This is a genomic window from Lysinibacillus sp. NPDC096382 (assembly GCF_044762845.1).
Classification (GTDB): domain Bacteria; phylum Bacillota; class Bacilli; order Bacillales_A; family Planococcaceae; genus Lysinibacillus.
In genome coordinates this window covers 419,970-442,607 of sequence record NZ_JBIWFC010000002.1, presented here as the reverse complement: position 1 = coordinate 442,607, position 22,638 = coordinate 419,970, and the positions used below count along the sequence as shown (strand labels likewise).

19 protein-coding genes, 2 pseudogenes and 1 riboswitch are annotated in these 22,638 nt (G+C 37.0%); of the genes and pseudogenes, 13 read left to right on the top strand and 8 right to left on the bottom strand.

Going from position 1 to position 22,638, the window contains the following annotated elements; all coding sequences use genetic code 11:
- The first annotated feature begins 115 nt into the window (after positions 1–115).
- Both ACIQZA_RS05945 and ACIQZA_RS05940 read left to right on the top strand, forming a co-directional pair.
- A pseudogene (locus tag ACIQZA_RS05945) lies at positions 116–1,584 on the top strand (amidase family protein).
- Between the two features lie 87 nt (positions 1,585–1,671).
- Positions 1,672–1,855, top strand: a riboswitch (cobalamin riboswitch).
- A gap of 246 nt (positions 1,856–2,101) precedes the next feature.
- Positions 2,102–2,866 (top strand): hypothetical protein, encoded by a 765-nt coding sequence (locus tag ACIQZA_RS05940; protein WP_402880301.1) that lies wholly within the window; start codon positions 2,102–2,104, stop codon positions 2,864–2,866.
- Between the two features lie 188 nt (positions 2,867–3,054).
- On the opposite strand, the gene ACIQZA_RS05935 is transcribed toward ACIQZA_RS05940, so the two are convergent.
- Both ACIQZA_RS05935 and ACIQZA_RS05930 read right to left on the bottom strand, forming a co-directional pair.
- Complete coding sequence (locus ACIQZA_RS05935; protein ID WP_402880303.1) at positions 3,055–4,995, bottom strand: GTP-binding protein; 1,941 nt, start codon at positions 4,993–4,995, stop codon at positions 3,055–3,057.
- 466 nt (positions 4,996–5,461) lie between these two features.
- Positions 5,462–5,884: a hypothetical protein gene (locus ACIQZA_RS05930; protein ID WP_402880304.1), complete on the bottom strand. Its 423-nt coding sequence runs from the start codon at positions 5,882–5,884 to the stop codon at positions 5,462–5,464.
- A 298-nt stretch (positions 5,885–6,182) separates the two neighbouring features.
- Here ACIQZA_RS05930 and ACIQZA_RS05925 point away from each other — a divergent pair, with 298 nt between their 5' ends.
- Positions 6,183–8,171 (top strand): S9 family peptidase, encoded by a 1,989-nt coding sequence (locus ACIQZA_RS05925; RefSeq protein ID WP_402880305.1) that lies wholly within the window; start codon positions 6,183–6,185, stop codon positions 8,169–8,171.
- Positions 8,172–8,385: 214 nt separating this feature from the next.
- Here ACIQZA_RS05925 and ACIQZA_RS05920 read toward each other — a convergent pair whose 3' ends face one another.
- From ACIQZA_RS05920 to ACIQZA_RS05910, 3 genes are all read right to left on the bottom strand, one after another.
- A complete protein-coding gene (locus ACIQZA_RS05920) occupies positions 8,386–8,928 on the bottom strand; it encodes a GNAT family N-acetyltransferase (protein ID WP_402880306.1) in 543 nt (180 codons plus the stop codon).
- A 273-nt stretch (positions 8,929–9,201) separates the two neighbouring features.
- Positions 9,202–10,398 (bottom strand): class I SAM-dependent rRNA methyltransferase, encoded by a 1,197-nt coding sequence (locus ACIQZA_RS05915; RefSeq protein ID WP_400933449.1) that lies wholly within the window; start codon positions 10,396–10,398, stop codon positions 9,202–9,204.
- 62 nt (positions 10,399–10,460) lie between these two features.
- Positions 10,461–11,378: an alpha/beta hydrolase gene (locus ACIQZA_RS05910; RefSeq protein ID WP_402880309.1), complete on the bottom strand. Its 918-nt coding sequence runs from the start codon at positions 11,376–11,378 to the stop codon at positions 10,461–10,463.
- Positions 11,379–11,550: 172 nt separating this feature from the next.
- On the opposite strand from ACIQZA_RS05910, the gene ACIQZA_RS05905 reads away from it, so the two are divergent.
- From ACIQZA_RS05905 to ACIQZA_RS05895, 3 genes are all read left to right on the top strand, one after another.
- On the top strand, positions 11,551–12,030 hold the full coding sequence (locus tag ACIQZA_RS05905; RefSeq protein WP_400933445.1) for a dihydrofolate reductase: 480 nt from the start codon (positions 11,551–11,553) through the stop codon (positions 12,028–12,030).
- A gap of 319 nt (positions 12,031–12,349) precedes the next feature.
- On the top strand, positions 12,350–13,183 hold the full coding sequence (locus ACIQZA_RS05900) for an alpha/beta fold hydrolase (protein WP_402880311.1): 834 nt from the start codon (positions 12,350–12,352) through the stop codon (positions 13,181–13,183).
- A 52-nt stretch (positions 13,184–13,235) separates the two neighbouring features.
- Positions 13,236–13,724, top strand: coding sequence for an HIT family protein (locus tag ACIQZA_RS05895; protein WP_402880313.1), 489 nt, complete (start codon positions 13,236–13,238; stop codon positions 13,722–13,724).
- Between the two features lie 47 nt (positions 13,725–13,771).
- Here ACIQZA_RS05895 and trhA read toward each other — a convergent pair whose 3' ends face one another.
- Positions 13,772–14,407, bottom strand: a complete 636-nt coding sequence (trhA, locus tag ACIQZA_RS05890) for a PAQR family membrane homeostasis protein TrhA (protein WP_400933439.1) — start codon at positions 14,405–14,407, stop codon at positions 13,772–13,774.
- 274 nt (positions 14,408–14,681) lie between these two features.
- Here trhA and ACIQZA_RS05885 point away from each other — a divergent pair, with 274 nt between their 5' ends.
- From ACIQZA_RS05885 to msrB, 5 genes are all read left to right on the top strand, one after another.
- Positions 14,682–15,524 (top strand): DegV family protein, encoded by an 843-nt coding sequence (locus tag ACIQZA_RS05885; RefSeq protein ID WP_402880315.1) that lies wholly within the window; start codon positions 14,682–14,684, stop codon positions 15,522–15,524.
- Between the two features lie 181 nt (positions 15,525–15,705).
- Positions 15,706–16,638, top strand: coding sequence for a GDSL-type esterase/lipase family protein (locus ACIQZA_RS05880; protein WP_255505038.1), 933 nt, complete (start codon positions 15,706–15,708; stop codon positions 16,636–16,638).
- A gap of 4 nt (positions 16,639–16,642) precedes the next feature.
- Positions 16,643–17,218: a YpmS family protein gene (locus ACIQZA_RS05875; RefSeq protein WP_400933434.1), complete on the top strand. Its 576-nt coding sequence runs from the start codon at positions 16,643–16,645 to the stop codon at positions 17,216–17,218.
- Between the two features lie 12 nt (positions 17,219–17,230).
- The gene (gene msrA / locus ACIQZA_RS05870; protein ID WP_402880317.1) at positions 17,231–17,764 is read left to right on the top strand and encodes a peptide-methionine (S)-S-oxide reductase MsrA; all 534 of its coding nucleotides are present in this window, start codon (positions 17,231–17,233) and stop codon (positions 17,762–17,764) included.
- A complete protein-coding gene (msrB, locus tag ACIQZA_RS05865; protein ID WP_402880318.1) occupies positions 17,757–18,185 on the top strand; it encodes a peptide-methionine (R)-S-oxide reductase MsrB in 429 nt (142 codons plus the stop codon). Before msrA ends, msrB begins: the two co-directional genes overlap by 8 nt.
- A gap of 99 nt (positions 18,186–18,284) precedes the next feature.
- Here msrB and ACIQZA_RS05860 read toward each other — a convergent pair.
- Positions 18,285–19,031 (bottom strand): annotated as a pseudogene (locus ACIQZA_RS05860) (formylglycine-generating enzyme family protein).
- A gap of 132 nt (positions 19,032–19,163) precedes the next feature.
- Positions 19,164–21,002, bottom strand: coding sequence for a methyl-accepting chemotaxis protein (locus tag ACIQZA_RS05855; protein ID WP_402880320.1), 1,839 nt, complete (start codon positions 21,000–21,002; stop codon positions 19,164–19,166).
- 260 nt (positions 21,003–21,262) lie between these two features.
- Between ACIQZA_RS05855 and ACIQZA_RS05850 the strand changes: the two genes are divergently transcribed.
- Positions 21,263–21,481 carry a YozE family protein gene (locus ACIQZA_RS05850; protein WP_142507990.1) on the top strand — a complete coding sequence of 73 codons (219 nt, stop codon included), beginning with the start codon at positions 21,263–21,265 and terminating at the stop codon, positions 21,479–21,481.
- A 113-nt stretch (positions 21,482–21,594) separates the two neighbouring features.
- Positions 21,595–22,302: a purine-nucleoside phosphorylase gene (deoD, locus tag ACIQZA_RS05845; RefSeq protein WP_142507991.1), complete on the top strand. Its 708-nt coding sequence runs from the start codon at positions 21,595–21,597 to the stop codon at positions 22,300–22,302.
- Positions 22,303–22,638 lie beyond the last annotated feature (336 nt).

Below are 22,638 nucleotides of genomic sequence, written 5' to 3'. Positions count from 1 at the left end.
TTAAATAAGCCGAAAAAATCGGTTGTTATCGTTAAAAGTACTATGCTAATCATAAATAATGTAGGTATAAGTTTACCTTTTTGGTATAATATTGAAAGAAGGGTAGGGAATATGAATGGGGATAAATTTTAATAGCTTTCTTAAAGAAGAATTGTCAGTAAATGATATTCAGACAGCAATGGAACAAGGTGATATAACATCAAAAGAATTAACTATGTATTATTTACATAGAATTGCTAAGTATGATCAAGGTGGACAGAAAATTAATTCTATGCTTGAAATTAATCCTGAAGCGATATTTATTGCTGAAGCATTAGATGAGGAAAGATTAACAAAAGGGGCTAGAGGGCCACTACACGGAATTCCGGTGGTTTTAAAAGATAATATCGAAACGAAAGACTTTATGCACACTAGTGCAGGTGTAATAGCATTAGAAAATTATTTAGCAAAGCAGGATGCATTTCTAGTAAAAAAGCTTCGTGAAGCAGGGGCTGTTATTTTAGGAAAAACAAATATGACTGAATTAGCAAACGGTATGTCGAGTACGATGTGGGCAGGCTATAGTTCTCGAGGTGGACAAACACTTAATCCTTATGGTGATCCAGAACTTTATGTGGGAGGATCTAGCTCAGGATCAGCGGTAGCAGTTGCAGCGAATTTTTCTGTTTTATCAATTGGAACTGAGACAGACGCTTCGATTTTAAGTCCAGCTATACAAAATTCAGTAGTTGGCATAAAACCGACTGTTGGGCTCATTAGTCGACAGGGCATTATTCCGTTTACATACTCTCAAGATACAGCAGGATCAATGGCTAGAACTGTAACAGATGCAGCTATTTTATTGGGCGTATTAACAGGAGTAGATCAAGACGACGTCGCTACATATAAAAGTGAACAAAAGTTATATAAAGATTACACCAATTTTTTAGATGCAACTGGATTAATTGGTGCTAGAATTGGTGTTTATAATAATGCCTCAAAAGATTATTATGACTCAGTGGAATATGACGGAACACTTTTTAATAATGCCATTCAGGTTTTGAGAGAGCAAGGAGCCGTTATTATTGAAGGCGTCGAAATCCCTTCTTTTCATAGAGACTGGAAATGGGGAGTACCGCAATACGAATTAAAGCATAGTTTAAATAATTTTCTTGTAAATCTACCTTCCCAAATGCCTGTCCATTCTATTTCTGAGTTAATTCAATTTAATAAACGATCAAAAGGAAAGTCGTTAAAATATGGTCAGGATAAATTGGAATCGAGAGAGAAATTATCGAATACGTTAAGAGATTCTGACTATTTAAATGCAAAACTAGAGGATTTGTATTTTTCTCAAGAGCAAGGAATCGATTATACATTAAAAAAATATGAATTAGATGCGATTATCTTTCCATCATATATAGGTTCAACAATTAGTGCGAAAGCTGGATATCCGTCTATTGCCGTCCCAGCAGGGTATATGAAAAATGGAGACCGTTTGGGGTAACATTTGCAGGAACTGCATTTAGTGAGGATGTACTAATAAAACTCGCATTTTCATTTGAGCAAGCAACTAAACTACGAAAAGCTCCGAAGTTGTATTAAGATCCAACCAGACTCAATTGACTTTAAAAATACAGTACTTTACAATTAAAGGTAGGGAACTCGGTATTTTCCAGTTTCTTAACAACTGAATAGCGTGGAATAATAGGTGTAAATTGCGTGCAATTTACTTAAAAGGGAAGTCGGTGCAAATCCGACACTGTCCCGCAACTGTAAATGTGAGCGACTTTTCATATACCACTGTTTAACGACGGGAAGGGGAAAGGTAGCGATGATCATGAGTCAGGATACCTGCCTATTATGAGTACACACCATAACCCTACGAGGAATAGGAGGTGGCATGTTGACAAAACAGAATGCTCTGTTCGTCACTGTACGTCAAACGCCCAAAATAAGAGGAGGTATTAGCTATCGTGCTAATTCTTTCATATTTGGGCATTGTTTGACGTTATATGATGAACGAAAAAGATAGAATGAAGGATTTCCTCGCTTTAATAGGAAATCCTTTTTTTACTGATGACTTCCGTTTTGAAAATATGTACGAAAAGAGGATGCACGTATGACGAATATTCATGTATGTACAGCACAGGAATCGCAATATGTAGATATGAAAATTTGTAAGCTGCCACGCATTGAAGCTACTAAGAAAGCTACAACAAGAATGGCTGTAGAATCACTTGTCGACCAATTAATAGCTAGCAAACTAATTAGTAATGAACGATTGTTTGAGCAAATTTTATATAACAAAGATATTATTTGGATTCAAAATGAAAATTTTAATGGGCACCTTTTTGCAAAGGCGGATACTACAGATCAACTTAAAACAAAAACAAATAGTTTTATGATGTATATGCCGACAAATCCAATTATCTATGAGGTGAACGGTGAGCATCATCATTTAATTACACGCATTGATTCGACTCGTGCTAAGCCAAATTTAGAGCGACTAGCCCAAGCTCCTAAGCCAATATTAAGTGCTGCTCGAGTCAATGATTTATTATGCTCAATAGTGATGCGCTTTTATGGAACATATTTAGAAGATTTATCACAGGTAGCTCCTAAAAACAAACAACTGATTAATTTTGTAGAGCGCGAGTATCATCAATTTTTAGAAGCTGTGAAGGAACTAAATGAATATCATTTAAACTGGCACCCACGTGGTAACGGTCATGAACTATTACTGGAATTAATTGATAATTTACAACTTTTGAAAAGTCGACCTGGCAAGGTTTTAATTGATTTCTCTAATCCCCATAGCTACGTTGTTGTGGACCCTTCATATCGCATTTTCAAACAGGCACAGAAAACAGTGCAAGCTTTGTAAATTAATTTCGTGCTGGGTGAAGGGAATATCAGCGAATGGGGGTGGAATATTCGCGGAGGCAGAGTAACTACTCGAGCGGAGCCAGAATACTCACGGAAGTAGGACAAATCCTCGCGAGGAGCCAGAGAATCTCAACGAAACATAAAAAACAGGACATTGATAGATAATCATGTCCTGTTTTTATGATTTCAGTCAATACAATGCATCGCCGCCTCTGCCTCATGCCATGGAACGGAGTAACCTTTGCCTTTTGCACAAAAAATACTAGAAGATGTATATTCGGGATCGGCGTTTTTATCGTAGCCAATTTGTGCAATGATATCTTCTGTATTGTGACACACATCATAACCATCAAATTGGAGAGAAAGTACGCCCTTACCATTAGTGTAGGCGGCAAAGATTGTACTGTAGCTCATAAATGTTGCGACAGGAGCGCGGCCAGTTAAAATCGCATCATGTTCAGTTAAGATTGGCGCGTCAAATGTACCAGCAGCTTGTTGAATATCGGTCATCATCCGGCCAATAAAATCACTTGGAGCTTTAAGTTTAAAACGGTAATACGGCTCTAGTAATACATTTTCTGCTTGCTCCAGCCCTTGCCGTAATGCTCGGAATGTTGCTTCTCGGAAATCGCCACCATCTGTATGTTTAATATGTGCGCGTCCTGTCAAGAGAGTGAAGCGAATATCTGTCACAGGGAAGCCAGTTAACAACCCATGATGATCGCGCTCGAATAGATGTTTTTCAATGAGTCGTTGATGCCCAACCGATAAATCATCTGCATGACAAGCATTGACAAATGTATGACCAGTACCGCGTGTATTTGGCTCCATCAATAAATGTACTTCTGCATAATGCTTTAAAGGTTCAAAATGACCATAGCCTGTCACCGTTGTTGCAATCGTTTCCATATATAAAATCTGTGGTTCGCTAAATAAAATGTCTAGCGAGAAGCGTTTGTTCAGCACATCGATAAGAACCTCGAGTTGGATGACACCCATAATATGTACATGAATTTCTTGAAATTTTTCATGCCATAGCACACGTAATGATGGTTCTTCTGCTTCAAGTGTGCGGAAAATTTTTAAAACTTCCTTTATATGCTGATCGCCTTCATATTGTACTTTTGCCTGTAAAGTCGGTACTAACTCATAGGGCTGCGGGTTACCTGAAAAACCAATGATATCGCCGATGTTTGCTTCGCTAATCCCTTTTACTGCGAAAATCTCCCCAGCCTCGACCTCTTGAACTGTTACATAACGGCTGCCGTTGTAAAGTCGAATCTCAGTTACTTTTTCTGTTGCATCTTCAAAGGAAAATTCATCACGCACATGTAACGTTCCTTGCAATGCCTTGATAAAAGTTAAGCGTTGATGCCCATCATGACGAATTTTAAATACTTCACCTTGGAACGGAGCTTTGTTATTAAAATGTGTTTTTGTAAGTAGGGGGAGCTGTGCTAAAAATTCCTTTATCCCAATATCTTTTAAAGCAGAGCCAGTAAAACATAAAAAGGCTTTTTCCTGTTTAATCATCGTATGTAAACGAGTAAGGCAGCTAGAGCAATCCAATGTTTCATTTAGAAAATCGTCGAGAAGCTTTTCGTCACGTTCAGCAAGCCACTCCATCATGCGATTTGAAACATAGTCTGAACGGAGCGGTTCATCTACGAATAATACATCCTCAGAACAGTCCTTTTGAAGCTGTACCATAACGGCTTGAACATCTGCCCCTTCACGATCAATTTTGTTAATAAAGAAGAAAGTTGGGACGTGGTATTGGCGTAAAAGTTGCCACACTGTTTCCGTATGACCTTGTAGTCCTTCAACCGCACTTACAATAATGATGGCAAAATCCATAACCCGAATGGCACGTTCCATCTCTGGTGAGAAATCTACGTGTCCGGGTGTATCGATTAACGTATATGTATCATTCTCAATCGTCATGCGACCTTGCTCCGCAAAAATCGTAATGCCTCGCTGACGCTCCAACTCATGATTATCTAGAAATGTGTCCTGGTGATCCACTCGTCCACGGGCTTGAATACTGTTTGTATGAAATAGTAACTGCTCAGAAAATGTTGTTTTTCCTGCGTCCACGTGAGCGAGTACCCCGATTGTTACATGCATAAAAAATCCTCGTTTCTATTCATTCTTTTATCAATATTGTAACAGAATTACCCTACAAGATTACGAGTAAATATATACGACTGTGTCTATGCCTATCAAAAAGAGGGGCTTACCAATGAGAGAAAAGCACAAGCCGAGACTTTGTTCGTAAAAAAGGGTAAAAGTGCGCATATTGAAGGTATTTTAAAGAAAATTATTAGTCTCGATTAAGAACATTCTCGCCCTAATCATCCCTCTTATAAATTTTACCGCAGAAAAAAATTACTGATAGGAGACCTAATCTAGACCATTATGGGAGTGATTTCCGTTACGACTGGGTGCTTTCTTGGGGACGTACTTGGCTCTCAGTGGCGCAAGAAGCGGAGATAAGCTTTTGCATTATCATTAAAGGTAGGAGTTCTGTCATTTATCTAAAAGTATTGTTGAATTGTTTGATTTCAAATATCAAGTGATAGATAAAAAATCTTTAATCTCGTTCCGCATACTTGCCGTCATTTTGAGGGGAATTTTCTAAATATGAAAAATATGCTTGAATGACTTTACCGTTTTCAACTTTATATACATAAAGTACTGTTGGTTCGTCAGCAAATTTAACTTTTATTTGGTATCCAAATGCCGTTGTTAATAATTCTTCTTTATCAAAACTAGTTTCCCAAGATGCATTTGGGTATTTCTTTTCTAAATGTTCTTCAACCATTTGAGTATATTTATCATATGTTGCGTTCTGTATATGTGGACGAACAGCTAGGAATACTGCATAGCTTAAAAGGATAATAACTATAAAGCTATACAAAATTTTTTTACCTCTTTTTCTAAAAAAGAATGAAATCACAAAAAAGAAATAAATAGATCCAATCACAAAAAATAACTCTATTGCTTTTATAGCCATAAAAACACCTCCTGATTGAATAATTTTTCCATTTTTATTTTAGCACATGTAATATACAATCACCCTAAAAGTTGAGGTTAATAAAAGTTCTCACTGGATGAATTTGACTTACTACTTATCAAAGGTTCTAAAGTTTCGCAACCTTTTGATACATCGCGGTCACTCATTGTTATTCTTGCTACTGTTAAATCCTCTCTCTGATAAAAAATAATTTCTTCTTAAAAGGAGGAATAATACTTAGAGTGTCGAAATATTGTACTATGTAATGAAACTTCAACACAAAGGGGATTTTTAAAATATGACTTTGAAACAAGGGATTCAACCAGAAGATTTATATCAATTAAAATCAGTGGCAGATCCACAAGTATCACCTGACGGAACAGAAGTAGTGTATATAGAAACGCATATTAATGAGAAGAAAAAAGACTACGTATCTAATTTATTTTACATAGACTTGAATGAAAAAAAGCCTCAACAATGGACATTTGGTGAAGATAAAACGAGTTCGCCTGTATGGTCACCAGATGGCAGTAAAATTGCATTTGTATCAACGAGAAAGGGTAAGCCACAAATTTTTGTGCTTTCTAAAGCAGGTGGAGAAGCGAAACAAGTTACTCATTGTAAAAACGGTGCGACATCACCTGTTTGGTCTCCGTGTGGTAAGAATATTGCATTTTCAGTAAAACTAGGTGAAAATGAAAGCATTTATGATAAGGCTGAAAATGATAAGAAAGATGATATAGAACTTAAACCACTTGAAATAGAAAAAATGAAATATAAATCAGATGCAGCTGGGTTTATTGATATGGAGCAATTTTCTCAAATTGCCATCGTCAATCTTGAATCTGGAGAATTAGAGTTAGTTACGGAAGGAAAACATAATTTACAACTTTGTGCATGGTCTCCAAACGGGAAATATCTTTCTTACATTGCTGACTTAGCAGAGGATTTAGATTTTTCATTCGTGGTTGATATTTACTTATTGGACTTAGAAACAAAACATGGTCGCAAGCTTACGGAAGGAACGGGGGTGTTTTACCAAACTTCATGGTCCCCGAATAGCCGCTACGTAACTTATGTTGGAAGTGAACGAGAATTTGAAAATGCAACACAAGCAAAGTTATGGATTTATGATTTGGAAAATAACAATACGACATGTGTAACGAGTGAATTTGATGCGCCGGTCGGTGATTTTGTCGTCGGTGATTTCCTTCAAGGTGTCGTTGCTCCGCGTGTACAATGGCTGGAGGATAATAAAAGCTTTTACTTCCAAGTGACTGATCACGGAAATACAGCGATTTATTTTGGTAATCTTTCTGGAGAATTATATCCAGCGATTCATGATGATCAATACGTATATGGTTTTTCGCTTGATCAAAAAAATGATAAAGCGGTAGTCGCAATTAGTAGTACTACAAATCCTGGCGATCTATTTTACGTAAATTTAAATACTGGTGAACAAGAACAGCTTACGAAAGTTAATGAAGAATTTTTAAAGACGAAAGAATTGTCTGTTCCTGAAGCAGTTGAATATGAAGGGGCAGATGGCTGGAAAGTAAGCGGCTGGATAATGAAGCCTATTGGCTTTACAGAAGGGGAGAAATATCCACTTATTCTTGAAATCCATGGTGGACCTCACGCTATGTATGCCAACTCATATTTTAACGAATTCCAAATCCTTGCTGCACAAGGTTATGCGGTCCTTTATACGAATCCTCGTGGAAGCCATGGATATGGTCAAAAATTTGTTGATGCGGTTCGTGGTGATTATGGCGGTAATGATTATAATGATCTCATGGCTGCTGTGGATTTTGCATTGGAGCATTATGATTTCATTGATAAAGACCGTCTAGGAGTTACAGGTGGGAGCTATGGGGGCTTCATGACAAACTGGATTGTCGGACATACAAATCGTTTTAAAGCTGCTGTTACGCAACGTTGTATTTCTAACTGGATTAGCTTTTACGGCGTAAGTGATATCGGCTATTACTTCAATGACTGGCAAATCCAAGCGGGACTAGACGATATAGAGAAGCTTTGGAATCATTCGCCACTTAAATATGTTGACAATGTGGAGACGCCACTGTTAATTTTACACAGTGAAAAAGACTATCGCTGTCCGATTGAACAGGCAGAGCAATTATTTATCGCCTTGAAACACCGTAAAAAGGAAACTAAATTTGTGCGCTTCCCAGAATCCAATCACGAACTTTCTAGAAGCGGAAAACCAGCGTTAAGAATCAATAGATTAGAATATATTAAGGATTGGTTTGTGAAATATCTATAAATGAGATATTGGTGGCTTAAGAAGTGAAAATACTTCTTAGGCCACTTTTATTTTATAGTTACATTGAGAGGGAGAATGCTTTGTAGTAATCAAGTGTAAAGTGATAATAAAGTTATATAATTTTGCTATAGTAGTCGAATAAGAGTTACACAACTTTCTTGTCACTTAACAATTAAGAAGAACTACAAGGTCGAAAACACTTTGAGAAACTAGACTATTCATGAATTATTCCATAATGTACTAAATCTTCATATTTACCGTCTTTGATGATATGATCCTTTAAAATTCCTTCTTGTTTCATGCCAATTTTGTCCATAACTTTTCCTGAAGCAAGGTTAGTAGAAAAATATCGGGCAAACACTTTATGCAGTTTCTTTTCTTCAAAAGCAAATTGAACAATCGACTGCGCTGCTTCCGAAGCATAGCCTTTTCCCCAATACTCCTCGCCAATCCAATAGGCTATTTCACCTTGATTAAAGCGTTTATTGTTCGATAAGGCAATGGCTCCATATAATTCGCCAGTTTCCTTATCTGTAACTGCAAACTCGTACGAAATATCCTGCGTAAAATTATCATAATGACGTTCCATCCATGTTAATGCATCATTTAAACTATATGGATAAGGTAGGTACATGGTACTTTTATAAATATTATAGTTATTGCAAAGCTTTGTAACCGTTTCTGCATCGGCTGATTGAAATAATCTAAGAACAAGTCTTTCTGTAGAAATCATTAACTTTTCATGAACATATCCCATTCTATCATCTCCATTTATCATTATTTTGTAAAATGACACTCACTATAGCGTAAGGGTAATTTCTGATCCGACTGGGTGCTTTCCTGAGGCGTGGTGAGCCGCTATGCGCCAATCAACTCATTTACATGGCATATAACTTAAAATATCATCCTAAATTTTAGGGATTAGATGATTCTATTGTGTTGTAGACGGAAAATTCTGACAAGGGTGGTCATTATATTCTCTCCCAAATAAAAAACAGAATCACCAGAAAGTGATTCTGTCTAGGTTCATTTAGTTAAGTTTTTTAATAAATACAACCTTTAAGTAATTGAATTCTGGATATTCACGTGGGGCACGGAAATCCTTTGGTAAGCTATATTCTTCAACAATTTTATAGGCTGTTTTAGTTTCTTTAAATGCTTGATCAATAAAGCTCTTGAACTTTTTCATCCCAAAGCTTGCATTGTTCGTTGAAGCAACAATGATACCGTTTTTCTCCGTAATGGCGATTGTATCTACAAGTAATTTAGGATAGTCTTTCGCAGTTGAGAACGTTCTTTCCTTCGTACGTGCAAAGCTAGGTGGATCTAAAACGACAAGGTCAAATTTTAAATTATGGCGCTGAGCATATTTAAAATAGTTGAAGACATCCATTACTTTAATATCCTGTGATTCGTAGTCGATGTTATTGACGCTAAATTGCTCAATTGTTTTAGCTAAACTACGCTTTGCAACATCTACACTAGTTGTTTTTATTGCTCCTCCAAGTGCCGCTGCGACAGAAAATGCTCCCGTATAGGAGAACGTATTTAGCATATTTTTACCGTCCGAATAACGATCACGAATGGCAAGTCTCACTTCTCGTTGATCAAGGAAAATACCTGTCATTGCTCCATCATTTAAATTGACAGCGTATTTCATACTATTTTCCGATACGATAATCGGAAATTCGCCAGGTGTTCCCATTACGAAATCGTCTTGTTCCATATACTGTCCTTTAGTATCGAAACGTTTTTTCTCATAAATGGCTTTGTAATCTACTGTCTCTGCTAGTGCTTCATATACCATTTCTTTAAATGAGTAAATGCCTGCGCTATACCAGCTTATCATATAGTAAGAATCGAATAAGTCGATTGTCATACCGCCTATGCCATCACCTTCGCCATTAAAGATTCGAAAGGCTGTTGTTTGAGAATCGTTGAAAAATGCTTCTCGATTTTGAATGGCCTTTTTAAATTTTTTCATAAAAAAGGCTTTGTCTATTTTTTCGTTCGCATCGTTTGTTAGCAGCCAACCAATACCTTTGTTTTGTAAGCCATAGTATCCTGTGCCGATAAAACGGTTATGATTATCCGTAAGTCTTAGAAGTGCACCTTCTTCTTTAGGAAGATGGCGTGCATCAACTGCATCTTTTGAGATGAGAGGATAGCCTTTTTTTAATTGATCTGAAAAGGGATTGTTAATTTGTAAAGCAATAGTTTGTGTCATGTTGTCATCCTTTAAAAAACATTTTGCTCTATTATCGCACTATTTTATGCTGATAGACAAACTTATTTCACGAAATTAGCAATTTTTTCAGCTGTTTCATTAGTCGCTTCTTCGAAAAAATTCATTTTACTAAAGTAACTATGGATTAAACCAGTCATATTTACATGCTCAACAGTCACTCCAGCATCCGTAAGCTTTTGTGCGTAAGCAAGACCTTCATCGTAGAGGACGTCTGCCTCTGCAGCTATAATGATCGTTTTCGGTAAAACACTTAAGTCGGCAATTTGAAATGGAGAAATAAGTGGATTCATATAGTTTTCTTTATCTGTGTAATGACCTGCAAACCACTGCATGCCTTGTTTGTCTAAGCCGAAGTGTTCGCCGTAAGCATTGTAAGAAGTCGTTGTAAAATCAACATTGACTACAGGATAAATAAGTGCCTGTGCTTTAATCGTAGGTCCATTTAATGTCGCAGCTAAGTAGGCGACAACTGTTGCTAAGTTTCCGCCTGCGCTATCACCAGCGACTGTAAGATTTGCTCTATCTCCACCGAAATTTCCGATGTTTTCGTAAACCCATACGAAACTGTCATAAGCATCGTAGAGCGGGGTAGGGAATGGATATTCTGGTGCTAGGCGATAATCAACCGATACAACGATTGCTTGCGCTTTTTCTGCTAATAGCTGACAGCCTGCATCCGTAGAGTCTAAATTTCCAAATACCCAACCGCCTCCATGATAATAAACAATGACAGGAAGTTTTTTATTTAAAACAGGTCTATAAATACGAACATTAATTTGTGCTCCATCTCGAACTGTTATTTTTCTATTGTCAATTGCCTCAAGCTGTGGGCTATTTGGTGACGTCCATTTTGGCACTATTCGAACGGCTCTCGCTTCTTGTGGAGTTAGATCATAGTACTGAATAGAAGAATCACTTGCTTTAATATAACGGATCGCTTCATCTCTTAATTTTGTCATCTTCATCAATCCTTTTAATTACGTTTGTTAATTGTATTATAAACTATTCTTATAAAATTACTAGGATTTAGAATCGTAAAAGAAAATAATTTAATTTCTAAGCAGAAATAATCTGATTGTAAAGTAAAATTATGTTTATAATATAATGAACGATAGTATTTGGAGGGACAATATGATTTCTTTAATTGTGGCACATGATAATAATTATGTGATTGGCTATGAAAATGGCATGCCGTGGCATTTGCCTGGGGATTTAAAATATTTTAAGGAGAAAACGATGGGGAAGCCAATGATTATGGGGCGTAAAACATTCGAATCCATCGGTAGACCGCTTCCTGGTCGACGTAATATTGTGATTACTCGCGACGATAGTTACCATGCGGATGGGATTGAAGTAGTGACAAGCTTAGAGAGTGCCCTCGCCCTTGCTGGGGATGTCCCAGAAATTATGATTATTGGTGGCGAGCAAATTTTCCGCTTATCCATGGATATCACAGATCGCTTGTACATTACAAAAATCAATCATTCGTTTAATGGGGATACATACTTCCCGAATTATGAGCAGGATTTTGTACAAGTTTCCTCAGTGGAGCCAGAAACAGCACCAGAAGGTTACACATTCCAATATCAAATTTTTGAGCGTAAGAACTAAAGAAAATAGGTACTACGAAGCACGGTTATGATGACCGTGCTTTTTTCGTGACTAAATAAAGGTTTTTGGAAATATTTGTAGAACAAAATAATATTAGGCTCATCCGCATAACGTGGGGTTGATTTACGTTCCGACTGGCGCTTTAAATTCGATAAACCTGTCGTAGTAACGGAAAGAACCGTCGAAGTGACGGAAAGAGTCATCGAAACGACAGAAAGACCCATCGTAACAAACGATGAGCTGCTTCGCTTATGTATCAGATCGCAGGTAAAAGGATATTTAAGACATTATAATTCTATCTTTGAGAGGTGTCATGTCAATGTGGGAACAATACATTATTGAAACAAGCAGAGGGCGATTTGAATACTTTGTACGTGGAGAAGGGGAACCATTAGCTATTACACATTTTTATATGGGCTTTGATGAACGAGGAAATTTATTTGCCGATCCGTTCACTGAACATTACAAAGTGTACTTAATCAATGTAAGAGGTGCTGGAAATTCAGCACATATAGAAGATGATGAACAATTAAGCTTCCAAGATATCGTGAAAGATTTAGAAGCGATTCGAGAAGCGTTAAAACTTGAAAAATGGGCTTTTGCGGGTCATTCAACGGGTGGAATGCTGGCACTTCAATATGCAGTGGATTCAACAGCATCTTTAACAAAAATAGTAGCTGGTTCAACAGCAGCAAGTAAAGAGTATGGAAATCACCCAAATAGTATTTATTGCGCTGAAAATAAACATTTCAATCGCATAGTTGAAATAATGGATTTACTAAATAATCCTGATACAGTTCGAGAAGAGCGTCAGAAGTTAAGCTATGAATGGGCTTTAATGTCTTATCATTCCGAGGAAAAGTTAAAATTAGCAACGACCCGACCAAATAGTGGACGGACAATCGGAAAGAACCTTGATTATTTTAGAAAAGTACAAGTAAAAAGCTTTGACATTCGAGAACGATTGAAATCAATACATATTCCTACCTACATATTTGCAGGTAGATATGATGCACAATGTCCGGTTGAATTCGGAATTGAAATTGCCGATTTAACGCCAAATGCACAATTAACGATTTTTGAACAGTCTAATCATAATCCGTTTATTGAGGAAGAAGAAGCTTTTAAAGAGTTTCTACAATTGACCTTATAATTGGGGCGGTTAATTAATTCTGATATTAGATGTAAACAAAAGGGGAGTATCTGTGAGAAAAATAACATTATCAAATGGAGACACGGTAGAAGTTGAATGCTTGAGCTGTGCAGTAACGAGCGGACTTATTGAACCGGATGGTGGTGTAGTCATTGAAACTGACTATTTTCATGCTCATCAAGATGTTGCCTACCCGATAAAGGGATTAATCATTTTGGCTTCTAAGCGTCATATTACATGTTTTGATGAGCTAGACGATGAGGAAAAAATGGATTATATAAACCTTGTATCAAAAATTAGAAAGGCTCAAAGGGATGTTCTAGGGATAGAATTTGTTTATTATTTTTACAATGAAGATACGACACATCATTTTCATACATGGCTGGTGCCTCGCTATGAATGGATGTATGAATTTGGACGTTCCGTAGAATCGGTTAGACCTGTTTTACTTCATGCGAAGAATAAAATGAATAATGAAGAAAATAAACAGGAAGTGCTGCGTGCAATAAAGGCTTTAACGAGGCAATTACGGACGCAATAACAAAAAATCGCTCCTTTGTATAAGAGAGCGATTTTTATTGTCACTATTTATAAGTAAAAATAAACACAAGCATACATCGAGCCACAGCCAGCTAACACAAATAGATGCCATATCGTATGGTTGTATGGAAGTGAACGCCAGGCGTAAAAAAAAGCACCAATCGTATAGAAAAGCCCACCTGCTAACAGTAAAGCAAAACCATTAAAACCTAAGAAAAGATAGATAGGCTTTATCGCAAAAATAATGAGCCAGCCCATAGCGATGTAAAAAATTAAAGAAAGCTTTTCAAATCGATTAATAAAAAAGCATTTAAAAATAACGCCTAATATGGCAAGTGACCAAATAATACATAATAAAGTAATACCTAGCGTGCCACCAATTGAAATTAAAAGGAAAGGTGTATATGTTCCTGCAATTAAAATATAAATAGAAGAATGGTCAAGAATGGCAAAAAAGTGTTTGTATTTTTCTGGCATACTATGTAGCAGTGTGGACATTAAAAATAAAACGATCACAGAGACACCAAAAATAGTAAACGTTGTAATTTGGAGTGCACTACCGGTTTGTACAGCTGCTAAAATAAGAACAACTAGTGCTGGAATACTTGCGATAAATCCAATGCCATGTGTAATGGCATTCCACAATTCTTCCTTCCATGTTTTATAGTCAAAAGAATCAATCATATCGAACACTCCTTTCGTGTATACATTTACTATACCTCAATAATTTTCATCCTGGTATTTACATTTGTCATGTTTTCGACATAAAAAGTGTCATATAAATGCCTCTATGCTAGAGGGTCTTTGTTAGACAAGGATTCAACAAAGCGCTATAGTATCCAAGGTAGCGGTTTCAAAATGGACTGAAATGAATGAAACCTAATGACAAATGTCATGTTTACATAATGATTCATTAGTCTATATAATAAATTTTAATGAAGTAAAAGGATGTGTCGAAGTGGGACGAATTCATATAGTAACGGACTCAACTTGTGATTTAACAAAAGAAGAAGTAGCGCAGCACGGTATACATATTGTGCCTTTAACGATTCAAATTGATGATAAAACTTATATAGATGGTATTGATTTAGAGCCACAACCTTTTTTAAGCTTAATGAAGAATGCTAAAAATTTACCGAAAAGCTCTCAGCCTGCACCGGGAAAATTTAAAGAATTATACGATGAGCTAGGTAAAGATGGAGATCAAATTATTTCCATTCATATGACAGGTAGTATGAGCGGAACAGTGGAATCAGCTCGTCAGGCAGCTCAAATGTCAGACTCTAATGTAACTGTAATCGATTCACGTTTTATTGCCATCGGTTTAGCTATTCAAATACGTGAGGCCATTAAATTGCGTGATGCAGGTGCTACTGTCGAGGAAATTGTTGAGCGTTTAGAGAAAGTGCGCGAAAATACGTATTTATATGTTATTGTCGACACACTTGAAAATTTAATTAAAGGCGGACGAATTGGGAAAGGTACTGGCTTTATCGGTTCCTTGCTGAACATAAAAGTCATTGCAAACTTAGAAGGTGGCGCATACAATCCCGTATCAAAAGTACGTAGTCATAAACAAGTTGTGAACTACTTATTTAAGCAATTCCAAGCTGATACTGCTGGAAAAACAGTCAAGTCAGTAGGGATTTGTCACGCTGAGGGTCTAGCAACGATGGGTGGACCTTTAAAAGAATTAATCGAGGGAACAGGTTTTAATGAAGTAGAAATTGCCTTTACTTCACCAATCATTTCAACACATACTGGCCCAGGTGCAATCGGTTTTATTTATTTTGCAGAATAATATAAGAGAGCTACTACATAAATAATTGTAGTGGCTTTTTATTGTTGAAAAGTGCCATGCCTATTTTATATGAAAAACCATTGTAAACATACATTTTTACTCAATACCTAGGTATAGTCACTTTTCATTGCAGCATGAACTATTCTATAATAGAAGTAAGCAAATGATGGAAGGTGGTCAAATGAGCATTTGGCGAATGATAGTTTTGTCATGTTTGACCGTTTTAGTACTAAGTGGTTGTGCAATATCAATAGATGAACCGAATCCGCAAGCAGAACCAGACGGGGAGCACGCAGGGACGGAACAAGATATGAAACAGGATGAGCAACAAACAGAAAATGAGGAAAAAACCTCAAAGAATGTATTGACGCAAATTTTCGAACATTTTTTTGAGCCATCACCAGAGGATTTACGGAAAATTGATGATAAAAGCGCAAAGCAACTACAGTACCTAGCGCTCGGCGATTCTTTGACGGCCGGTGTTGGTGATGAGTATAGTAAAGACGGTTTTGTTGGAAGACTAGCAGATTCATTGGTTGCTTGGCCCTCAATTTCAGATGTTGAAGTCGATAATCGAGGAAAAAGAGGAAGACGTAGTGATCAGCTATTAAAATTAGTGGAAAAAGGGCATTATGATGAAGAGTTGCAAAAAGCACAGCTCATTTCAATTACTGTGGGTGGAAATGATGTCATGAAGATTGTCAAACACGATCTGTTTAATTTGAAACGAGATGCTTTTGATAAAGAATTGAAGGCATATAAGAAACGCTATAGTAAAATTGTTGAAGGCATACGAGCTAAAAACCCAGAAGTGCCTTTATTACTTATCGGTTTTTATAATCCATTCTCAATCGTGACAAATGAAGCGAATGAATTTGATACGATTATTACGGAGTGGAATAAAGTCATTGAAGACATAGCCAAGAAAGATACGAATGCGTGCTATATCTCAGTGGAGGACTTGTTTGATTCAAATAAAGAGCTCGTTTATCATACCGATTTCTTTCACCCAAATGCAAAAGGCTATGACAAAATGAATGAGCGAATTTTAAAAGCAATGGAGAAATGTAACATGGAACAAAAGATTAACAAGGAAATAGGCTTCGAGGAGTGACGAAATGAATAAATGGAAATTCGCATTTTTTGCCTTAGCAGGCACAGTGCTTTTTGCAATCCTCCTCGTCGTTTTTTTAGTAACTAGACCAATAGACGGAGTAAATTTAGCAGAGAGTTCAAAAGATGAAAGTGAAGTAAAAGGAAATGTACTCGTTGTCCAAACAACAACGAAGGAATTAGAATCTATATCGAAGAAGTATTTAAAAGATGCTGGGTCACCATTACCGTTGGACTTTACGATTGGTGATGATATTCAATTAAAAAGTACACTTAAGGTGTTCTACACAGAAATCCCCATTTCAATGAACTTCGATCCGATTGTGGATAGGAAAGGGAATATTATTTTAAAACAGACAGGAATGAATGTTGGGCTGTTAAATATTCCACTTGAGACAGCGATGAAAATTATGCGAGACACGGTGGATTTCCCTTCTTGGATTTCAATCGATCCTAGTAAGGCAGAAATTTATATTGACTTATCGCGCATTAACATTGCTTCAGGATCTCGTATTAAAGCAAAGGAATTAGACTTACCAAAGGATAAGATTTTACTGGAAATTATTGTTCCTGGTGAATAAGGAGTGAGATAAATGGCAAAGCAATTGGCAACATTTGCAGGTGGTTGTTTTTGGTGTATGGTCAAGCCTTTTGACGAAACACCTGGCATTGAATCAGTAATTTCCGGCTATACGGGTGGACATGTTGTCAATCCAACATATGAACAAGTATGCTCTGAAACGACAGGACATGTTGAAGCGGTTCAAATTACGTTTGACGATGAGCTATATTCTTACGAGCAATTACTATCGACATTTTGGACATTAATTGATCCAACTGACGCTGGAGGACAATTTTATGATCGTGGAGAGTCCTACACGACCGCGATTTTTTACCACAATGATGAGCAGCTTGATTTGGCTGAACGTGCTAAGGCAGATTTACAGGCATCTGGTAAATTCGATAAGGCGATTGCCGTGAAAGTTTTACCGGCAAGTCCGTTTTATCCAGCTGAAGACTATCATCAATATTATTATAAGAAAAATCCAATGCACTACGAGCGCTATGCAGTAGGGTCTGGTCGCAAAGCGTTTCAGGAGACACACTGGGGGCAGAAAAATGAATAAAGAACAACGTTTAAAAGGGTTAACGGACATGCAATATTACGTGACACAGGAAAATGGAACAGAGCCACCGTTCCGTAATGAATTTGATAAGCACTTTGAAGAGGGTATTTATGTAGATATCGTTTCGGGGAAGCCATTATTTAGCTCGCTCGATAAATTCGATTCAGGTTGTGGCTGGCCAGCGTTTGCAAAGCCTATTGAAAAGGAAGAAGTAACGGAGCATTTCGATACGTCTCATGGGATGCGTCGCGTAGAAGTTCGAAGCACAGACGCTGATTCTCATTTAGGCCATGTTTTTCCGGATGGACCAAGTGAGCTTGGAGGCTTACGCTATTGCATTAACTCCGCAGCCCTCCGCTTTGTACGAAAAGAAGATTTAGAAAAAGAAGGCTATGCAGAATATCTTTCATTATTTAAATAACAAAAACTCCTAGCAGAATAGATCGTGCTAGGAGTTTTTTTATGGTTATTTAAATTGTATCAAAAGCGACGGATAGAACGTCATCATTGTCTAGAAATATTAACTGATTGATCTTGCAATTCTAAATCCGATATCATCAATCAAGAAATCAGGCATACTCTTACGACGACAGGTAGCTCCACAACCACGTTCTTCCTCAGCCCAACTACCTCCTCGGATTATACGATAATTGCCAAATATCTCTTCATCGTATATGTCCCAGCACCATTCCTAAACATTTCCTATCATGTCGTACAAGCCCCATTCATTAGGCATTTTTTCTCCAACTTTGTGTACACGTTCGTTGGAATTATCTTGATACCATGCAATTTCGTCAATTTCTCCATACCGATATCCTTTTGATTTTGCTTTACATGCATACTGCCATTCAGCATCTGTCGGTAATCGAAAACCATTAGAACTATGCTTGCAGACAACTAATTTACTTTGCTGATCACAATCATAAAACTTGTCATAGCCAATAGCATCAGACAATACATTGCAAAAGTTCACTGCATCTATCCATGAAACATTAACAATTGGTTTTCGATCATTTATTGGTGTTAAAAATTTCTTTCCCATAATAGTTGCATAAAGTTCTTCAGTCACAGTATATTTAGCAAGATAAAATGGCTGTATCTCAACATTCCAACTAACTTCCTTTAAATTTTTCCTTTTACCTGGCATTCCAAATTTATAGTTCGAACTAATCCATTTTTGCTCGTTTCGAAAATCTCGTAGGCGAATTTCTCCTTCAGGAATATACACCATTAATTCATTTAAGTAATGATTCAAATTAGGTAACATTGTCCTCTCCAAATCTTAACCTATTGTTTTAGACTACGATCTCCATTAATATTTGGTGCTTAATCATGTATCTCTTCATGAATAATGAACATCGATTTTTTAAAACTACAATAATAGAGATTCTGAGATACTTTAAACTTTAAATTCACTTACAAGATTACGCAGACTATCTGCCTGTTGAGCAAGCTCTGTGGCAGAGGCGTTAATTTCCTGCATGGATGCAGATCCTTGAGTGGCTGCAGCGGCTGAAGTGACTGTGTTGGCAGCTGATTGTTCTGCATAGGCATTCACATGGACAAAATCATTCGCTACAGCATTGCTATAGTCAAGAGTTAATGTAATTTTCTCTACCATGGTCGCGATAATTGTCGTCGTTTCTTGAGTATGCGTTAAAATATTGTCTAAAGATTGGTTTGTTTCATTTGTTACTTCAACGCCACGAATAACGGATGATACACCCTCGTGGTTTTGAGAGATGATGGATGTTACTTCGTCTTGAATGGACGTTACAATGGATGTTACTTCTTTTGCGGCATTTTGAGATTGTACGGCTAGCTTTCGAACTTCATCAGCGACTACCGCAAAGCCCCGTCCGTGCTCACCAGCGCGTGCTGCCTCAATCGCTGCATTTAAGGCGAGTAAATTTGTTTGCTCTGAAATAGCAGTAATCGTGCCGATAATAGATGTTATGTCGGCGGATTTTCGACCGAGTGCTTCGACTATAGAAGTCGTGGAGGCCATCGTTTCTTCTATAGCTTGCATGACTAATGAAGATTGTTGAACGGAGCGACTGCCTTCATCAGCTGCTTGCTGCATAGCTAAGGATGCACGCTGAACAGCATTTGCTTGCTCATTTAAATGGTGTACAGCATGCTCAAGATCACTCATTTTTTGTTGTGCGCTAGTCATACTAAAAATCGTATTCTCGCTATCACTTGCAATATCAGCTGTAGCATCCGCAATATTCTGTATGGTACGGGCATTTTCATCGGCTAAAGACATTAGCTCTAAGCTACTGCTTGAAACATGGTCCGCCAGATTACTGACACGTTTAATCAAGAAAGATATCGATTCAATAAGTGTATTAGTTGAAGCGGCAATAATGGAGAACTCGTCATGATTACGAACTTTAACACGTCGTGTCAAGTCGCCACCAGCCTGTGCAATATCGAGAATGGAATGGTTAATGGCCTGTGTATTGTTTCTTAATGATTTAAATAACATATAACCAAAAATAATAATTGCAATAAATCCAAGTATGGAAATGAAGAAGAAAGAAGTAATAGATAGTGTAACTTGCTTGTTAAGCTCATCTAATTTTGCTTTATTAGCATCATCCATAACCGCATTAATGGACCCGATATTTTTGTCAATATAATTCTTCATCGTTTCTCCAGTACCGCCCATCATGAGCTTTCGAGCTTGTTCGAGACCAAGTTCATCACGCATTGTCATGACTTTTAAAGAATATTCAAGGTAATTTTTATAATACTGATTGATCGCCTGTATATGACCTAACTCTAACTCTCTTTCTGTAAACTGCTCTTCTAAGGCTTTCATTTTTTTATCGATAGTATCAATTTTCATTTTATAAGATGTAGCAAAGTTCCCGTCCCCGGTAATTAAATAGGCTTGTTCTAAATTGGTGAGCCTCGCAATTTCATAAGCAAGTTGGTTGACAGTTAATTGTTCCTGAACGTTTTTCTCAGTAAAGTCTTTCATTTGTCTTTGCAGATTCTGAATATTAATATACGATAATAAACCCATTGTGCCATTTATAACAATAAGGAGAGAAAAAATGATAAGGACTTTGCCTCGTATTAAATGGTAAAAACGTTGTCGTTTTTCTTTAGTAGGAGGGAGATTACGCCTATCTTCTTCCAAATTTTTTACTTTCTTTTTTGAAAACCTAGTTTTAAAGAGAGACAGGCGTTTCTGTATGGAGATCCTGTATTTATGAGAGTTATTCATCGCCATCACCTTCCTATTTTGAATAGTTGGTTTAAATTTTACCGTATTTTACTAGGTATTTCTATCCCGTTTATCTAAAAATTTTCATTTTTCAGACAAAAAATACATACTATTTTTCTGTGACGAAAGTCCAGATATTGACGAGAGAATAGTACTGTTAGGATGAATAGGAGAAAATGCTTAATAGATATTTTTGTGACGAAGAAGGTATTTTTTGATAAACTAGCGGAAAGCAGAAGAGTAAAGAGGGGATTTCTAGTATGAAAAAGAGCTTTTATTTGTATGTACTGACATTTAGAGGTGGGGATTGGTCAGATCCGAAGGTACGATTTGCAGAGGAAATGTTCCATGAGCATAATTTTCCGAAGCAGAGTGAGGAATTTGATGAGCTTTCTTCTTATATTGAATCTTACGCCACAGACAACTTAACAACAGGAGTATTTGATGAGTTGTGGGCATTATACGTAGATCATGCGTGATATAAATTTAGACAAAATAAATTATTTCAAGTTGCTAGACGTCTAGCATTGCGAAAATAGGAGAAACACAGTATTATTTATAGTGATAACTGACAGAAAAGAGGGATTGCAGTATGAGTATTCATATTAATGCAAAAAAAGGCGAAATCGCTGACACAATTTTACTTCCAGGAGATCCATTACGTGCAAAGTATATTGCTGAAACGTTTTTAGAAGATGTTACTTGCTATAACGAAGTTCGTAATATGTTTGGTTATACAGGTACGTATAAAGGTAAACGTATTTCTGTACAAGGTACTGGTATGGGTGTGCCTTCAATTTCGATTTACGCTACAGAATTGATGCAAGAATATGATGTACAAAAATTAATCCGCGTAGGTACTTGTGGTGCAATTCAAAAAGATGTAAAAGTTCGTGACGTTATTTTAGCGCAAGCAGCAACATCTGATACACGTATGAACCAAATCATTTGGGGCAGCGCTATCGACTTCGCACCGATCTCTGACTTTGATTTATTATTAAAAGCATACAATGCAGGTAAAGAAGCTGGTTTAAACTTACAAGTAGGTAATATCTTCACAGCAGATATGTTCTATTCTGATGAGCACCAAAATGAAAAATTAGCTCAATATGGCGTACTTGCTGTAGAAATGGAATCAGCAGCACTTTATACATTAGCTGCAAAACACGGCCGTAAAGCACTTTCAATCTTAACAGTAAGTGACCACATTCTAACTGGTGAAGTAACAACGGCAGAAGAACGTCAAACTACATTCAATGATATGATCGTTGTTGCACTTGAAGCGGCTATTCAAGAATAGTCTGATCTAGGATTTGAAGGTTGGAATAACTTTCAAAGGGACTAAAAGGGACTACACTAAAAATTAATAAGATTTTTAATCCTCAACGGGTGACTCGATAAAGATAGCCTGTTGAGGTTTTTTGATGATAATGAGTTGAAAAGTCTTGCCAGCATAAGAGGACGTATTAAGCGTTTCACGAATATTTGCGTGACCTAGTTGTCCAAATGACATTCATATTACCGGTTTAGACAATATATATAAAGCAAATGTATGTCGCAAACTATGAAACGTAATTGGAGGTATCGAATACTGACGTACAATATCTTGCCATTGCTTACTCAAATGGTCAGGATG

Bases quoted from the DNA above. Each gene is read 5' to 3' on its own strand.
- ACIQZA_RS05940 (WP_402880301.1), top strand. From the start codon at position 2,102: ATGACGAATATTCATGTATGTACAGCACAGGAATCGCAATATGTAGAT.
- ACIQZA_RS05935 (WP_402880303.1), bottom strand. From the start codon at position 4,995: ATGCATGTAACAATCGGGGTACTCGCTCACGTGGACGCAGGAAAAACA.
- ACIQZA_RS05930 (WP_402880304.1), bottom strand. From the start codon at position 5,884: ATGGCTATAAAAGCAATAGAGTTATTTTTTGTGATTGGATCTATTTAT.
- ACIQZA_RS05925 (WP_402880305.1), top strand. From the start codon at position 6,183: ATGACTTTGAAACAAGGGATTCAACCAGAAGATTTATATCAATTAAAA.
- ACIQZA_RS05920 (WP_402880306.1), bottom strand. From the start codon at position 8,928: ATGGGATATGTTCATGAAAAGTTAATGATTTCTACAGAAAGACTTGTT.
- ACIQZA_RS05915 (WP_400933449.1), bottom strand. From the start codon at position 10,398: ATGACACAAACTATTGCTTTACAAATTAACAATCCCTTTTCAGATCAA.
- ACIQZA_RS05910 (WP_402880309.1), bottom strand. From the start codon at position 11,378: ATGACAAAATTAAGAGATGAAGCGATCCGTTATATTAAAGCAAGTGAT.
- ACIQZA_RS05905 (WP_400933445.1), top strand. From the start codon at position 11,551: ATGATTTCTTTAATTGTGGCACATGATAATAATTATGTGATTGGCTAT.
- ACIQZA_RS05900 (WP_402880311.1), top strand. From the start codon at position 12,350: ATGTGGGAACAATACATTATTGAAACAAGCAGAGGGCGATTTGAATAC.
- trhA (WP_400933439.1), bottom strand. From the start codon at position 14,407: ATGATTGATTCTTTTGACTATAAAACATGGAAGGAAGAATTGTGGAAT.
- ACIQZA_RS05880 (WP_255505038.1), top strand. From the start codon at position 15,706: ATGAGCATTTGGCGAATGATAGTTTTGTCATGTTTGACCGTTTTAGTA.
- ACIQZA_RS05875 (WP_400933434.1), top strand. From the start codon at position 16,643: ATGAATAAATGGAAATTCGCATTTTTTGCCTTAGCAGGCACAGTGCTT.
- msrA (WP_402880317.1), top strand. From the start codon at position 17,231: ATGGCAAAGCAATTGGCAACATTTGCAGGTGGTTGTTTTTGGTGTATG.
- msrB (WP_402880318.1), top strand. From the start codon at position 17,757: ATGAATAAAGAACAACGTTTAAAAGGGTTAACGGACATGCAATATTAC.
- ACIQZA_RS05855 (WP_402880320.1), bottom strand. From the start codon at position 21,002: ATGAATAACTCTCATAAATACAGGATCTCCATACAGAAACGCCTGTCT.
- ACIQZA_RS05850 (WP_142507990.1), top strand. From the start codon at position 21,263: ATGAAAAAGAGCTTTTATTTGTATGTACTGACATTTAGAGGTGGGGAT.
- deoD (WP_142507991.1), top strand. From the start codon at position 21,595: ATGAGTATTCATATTAATGCAAAAAAAGGCGAAATCGCTGACACAATT.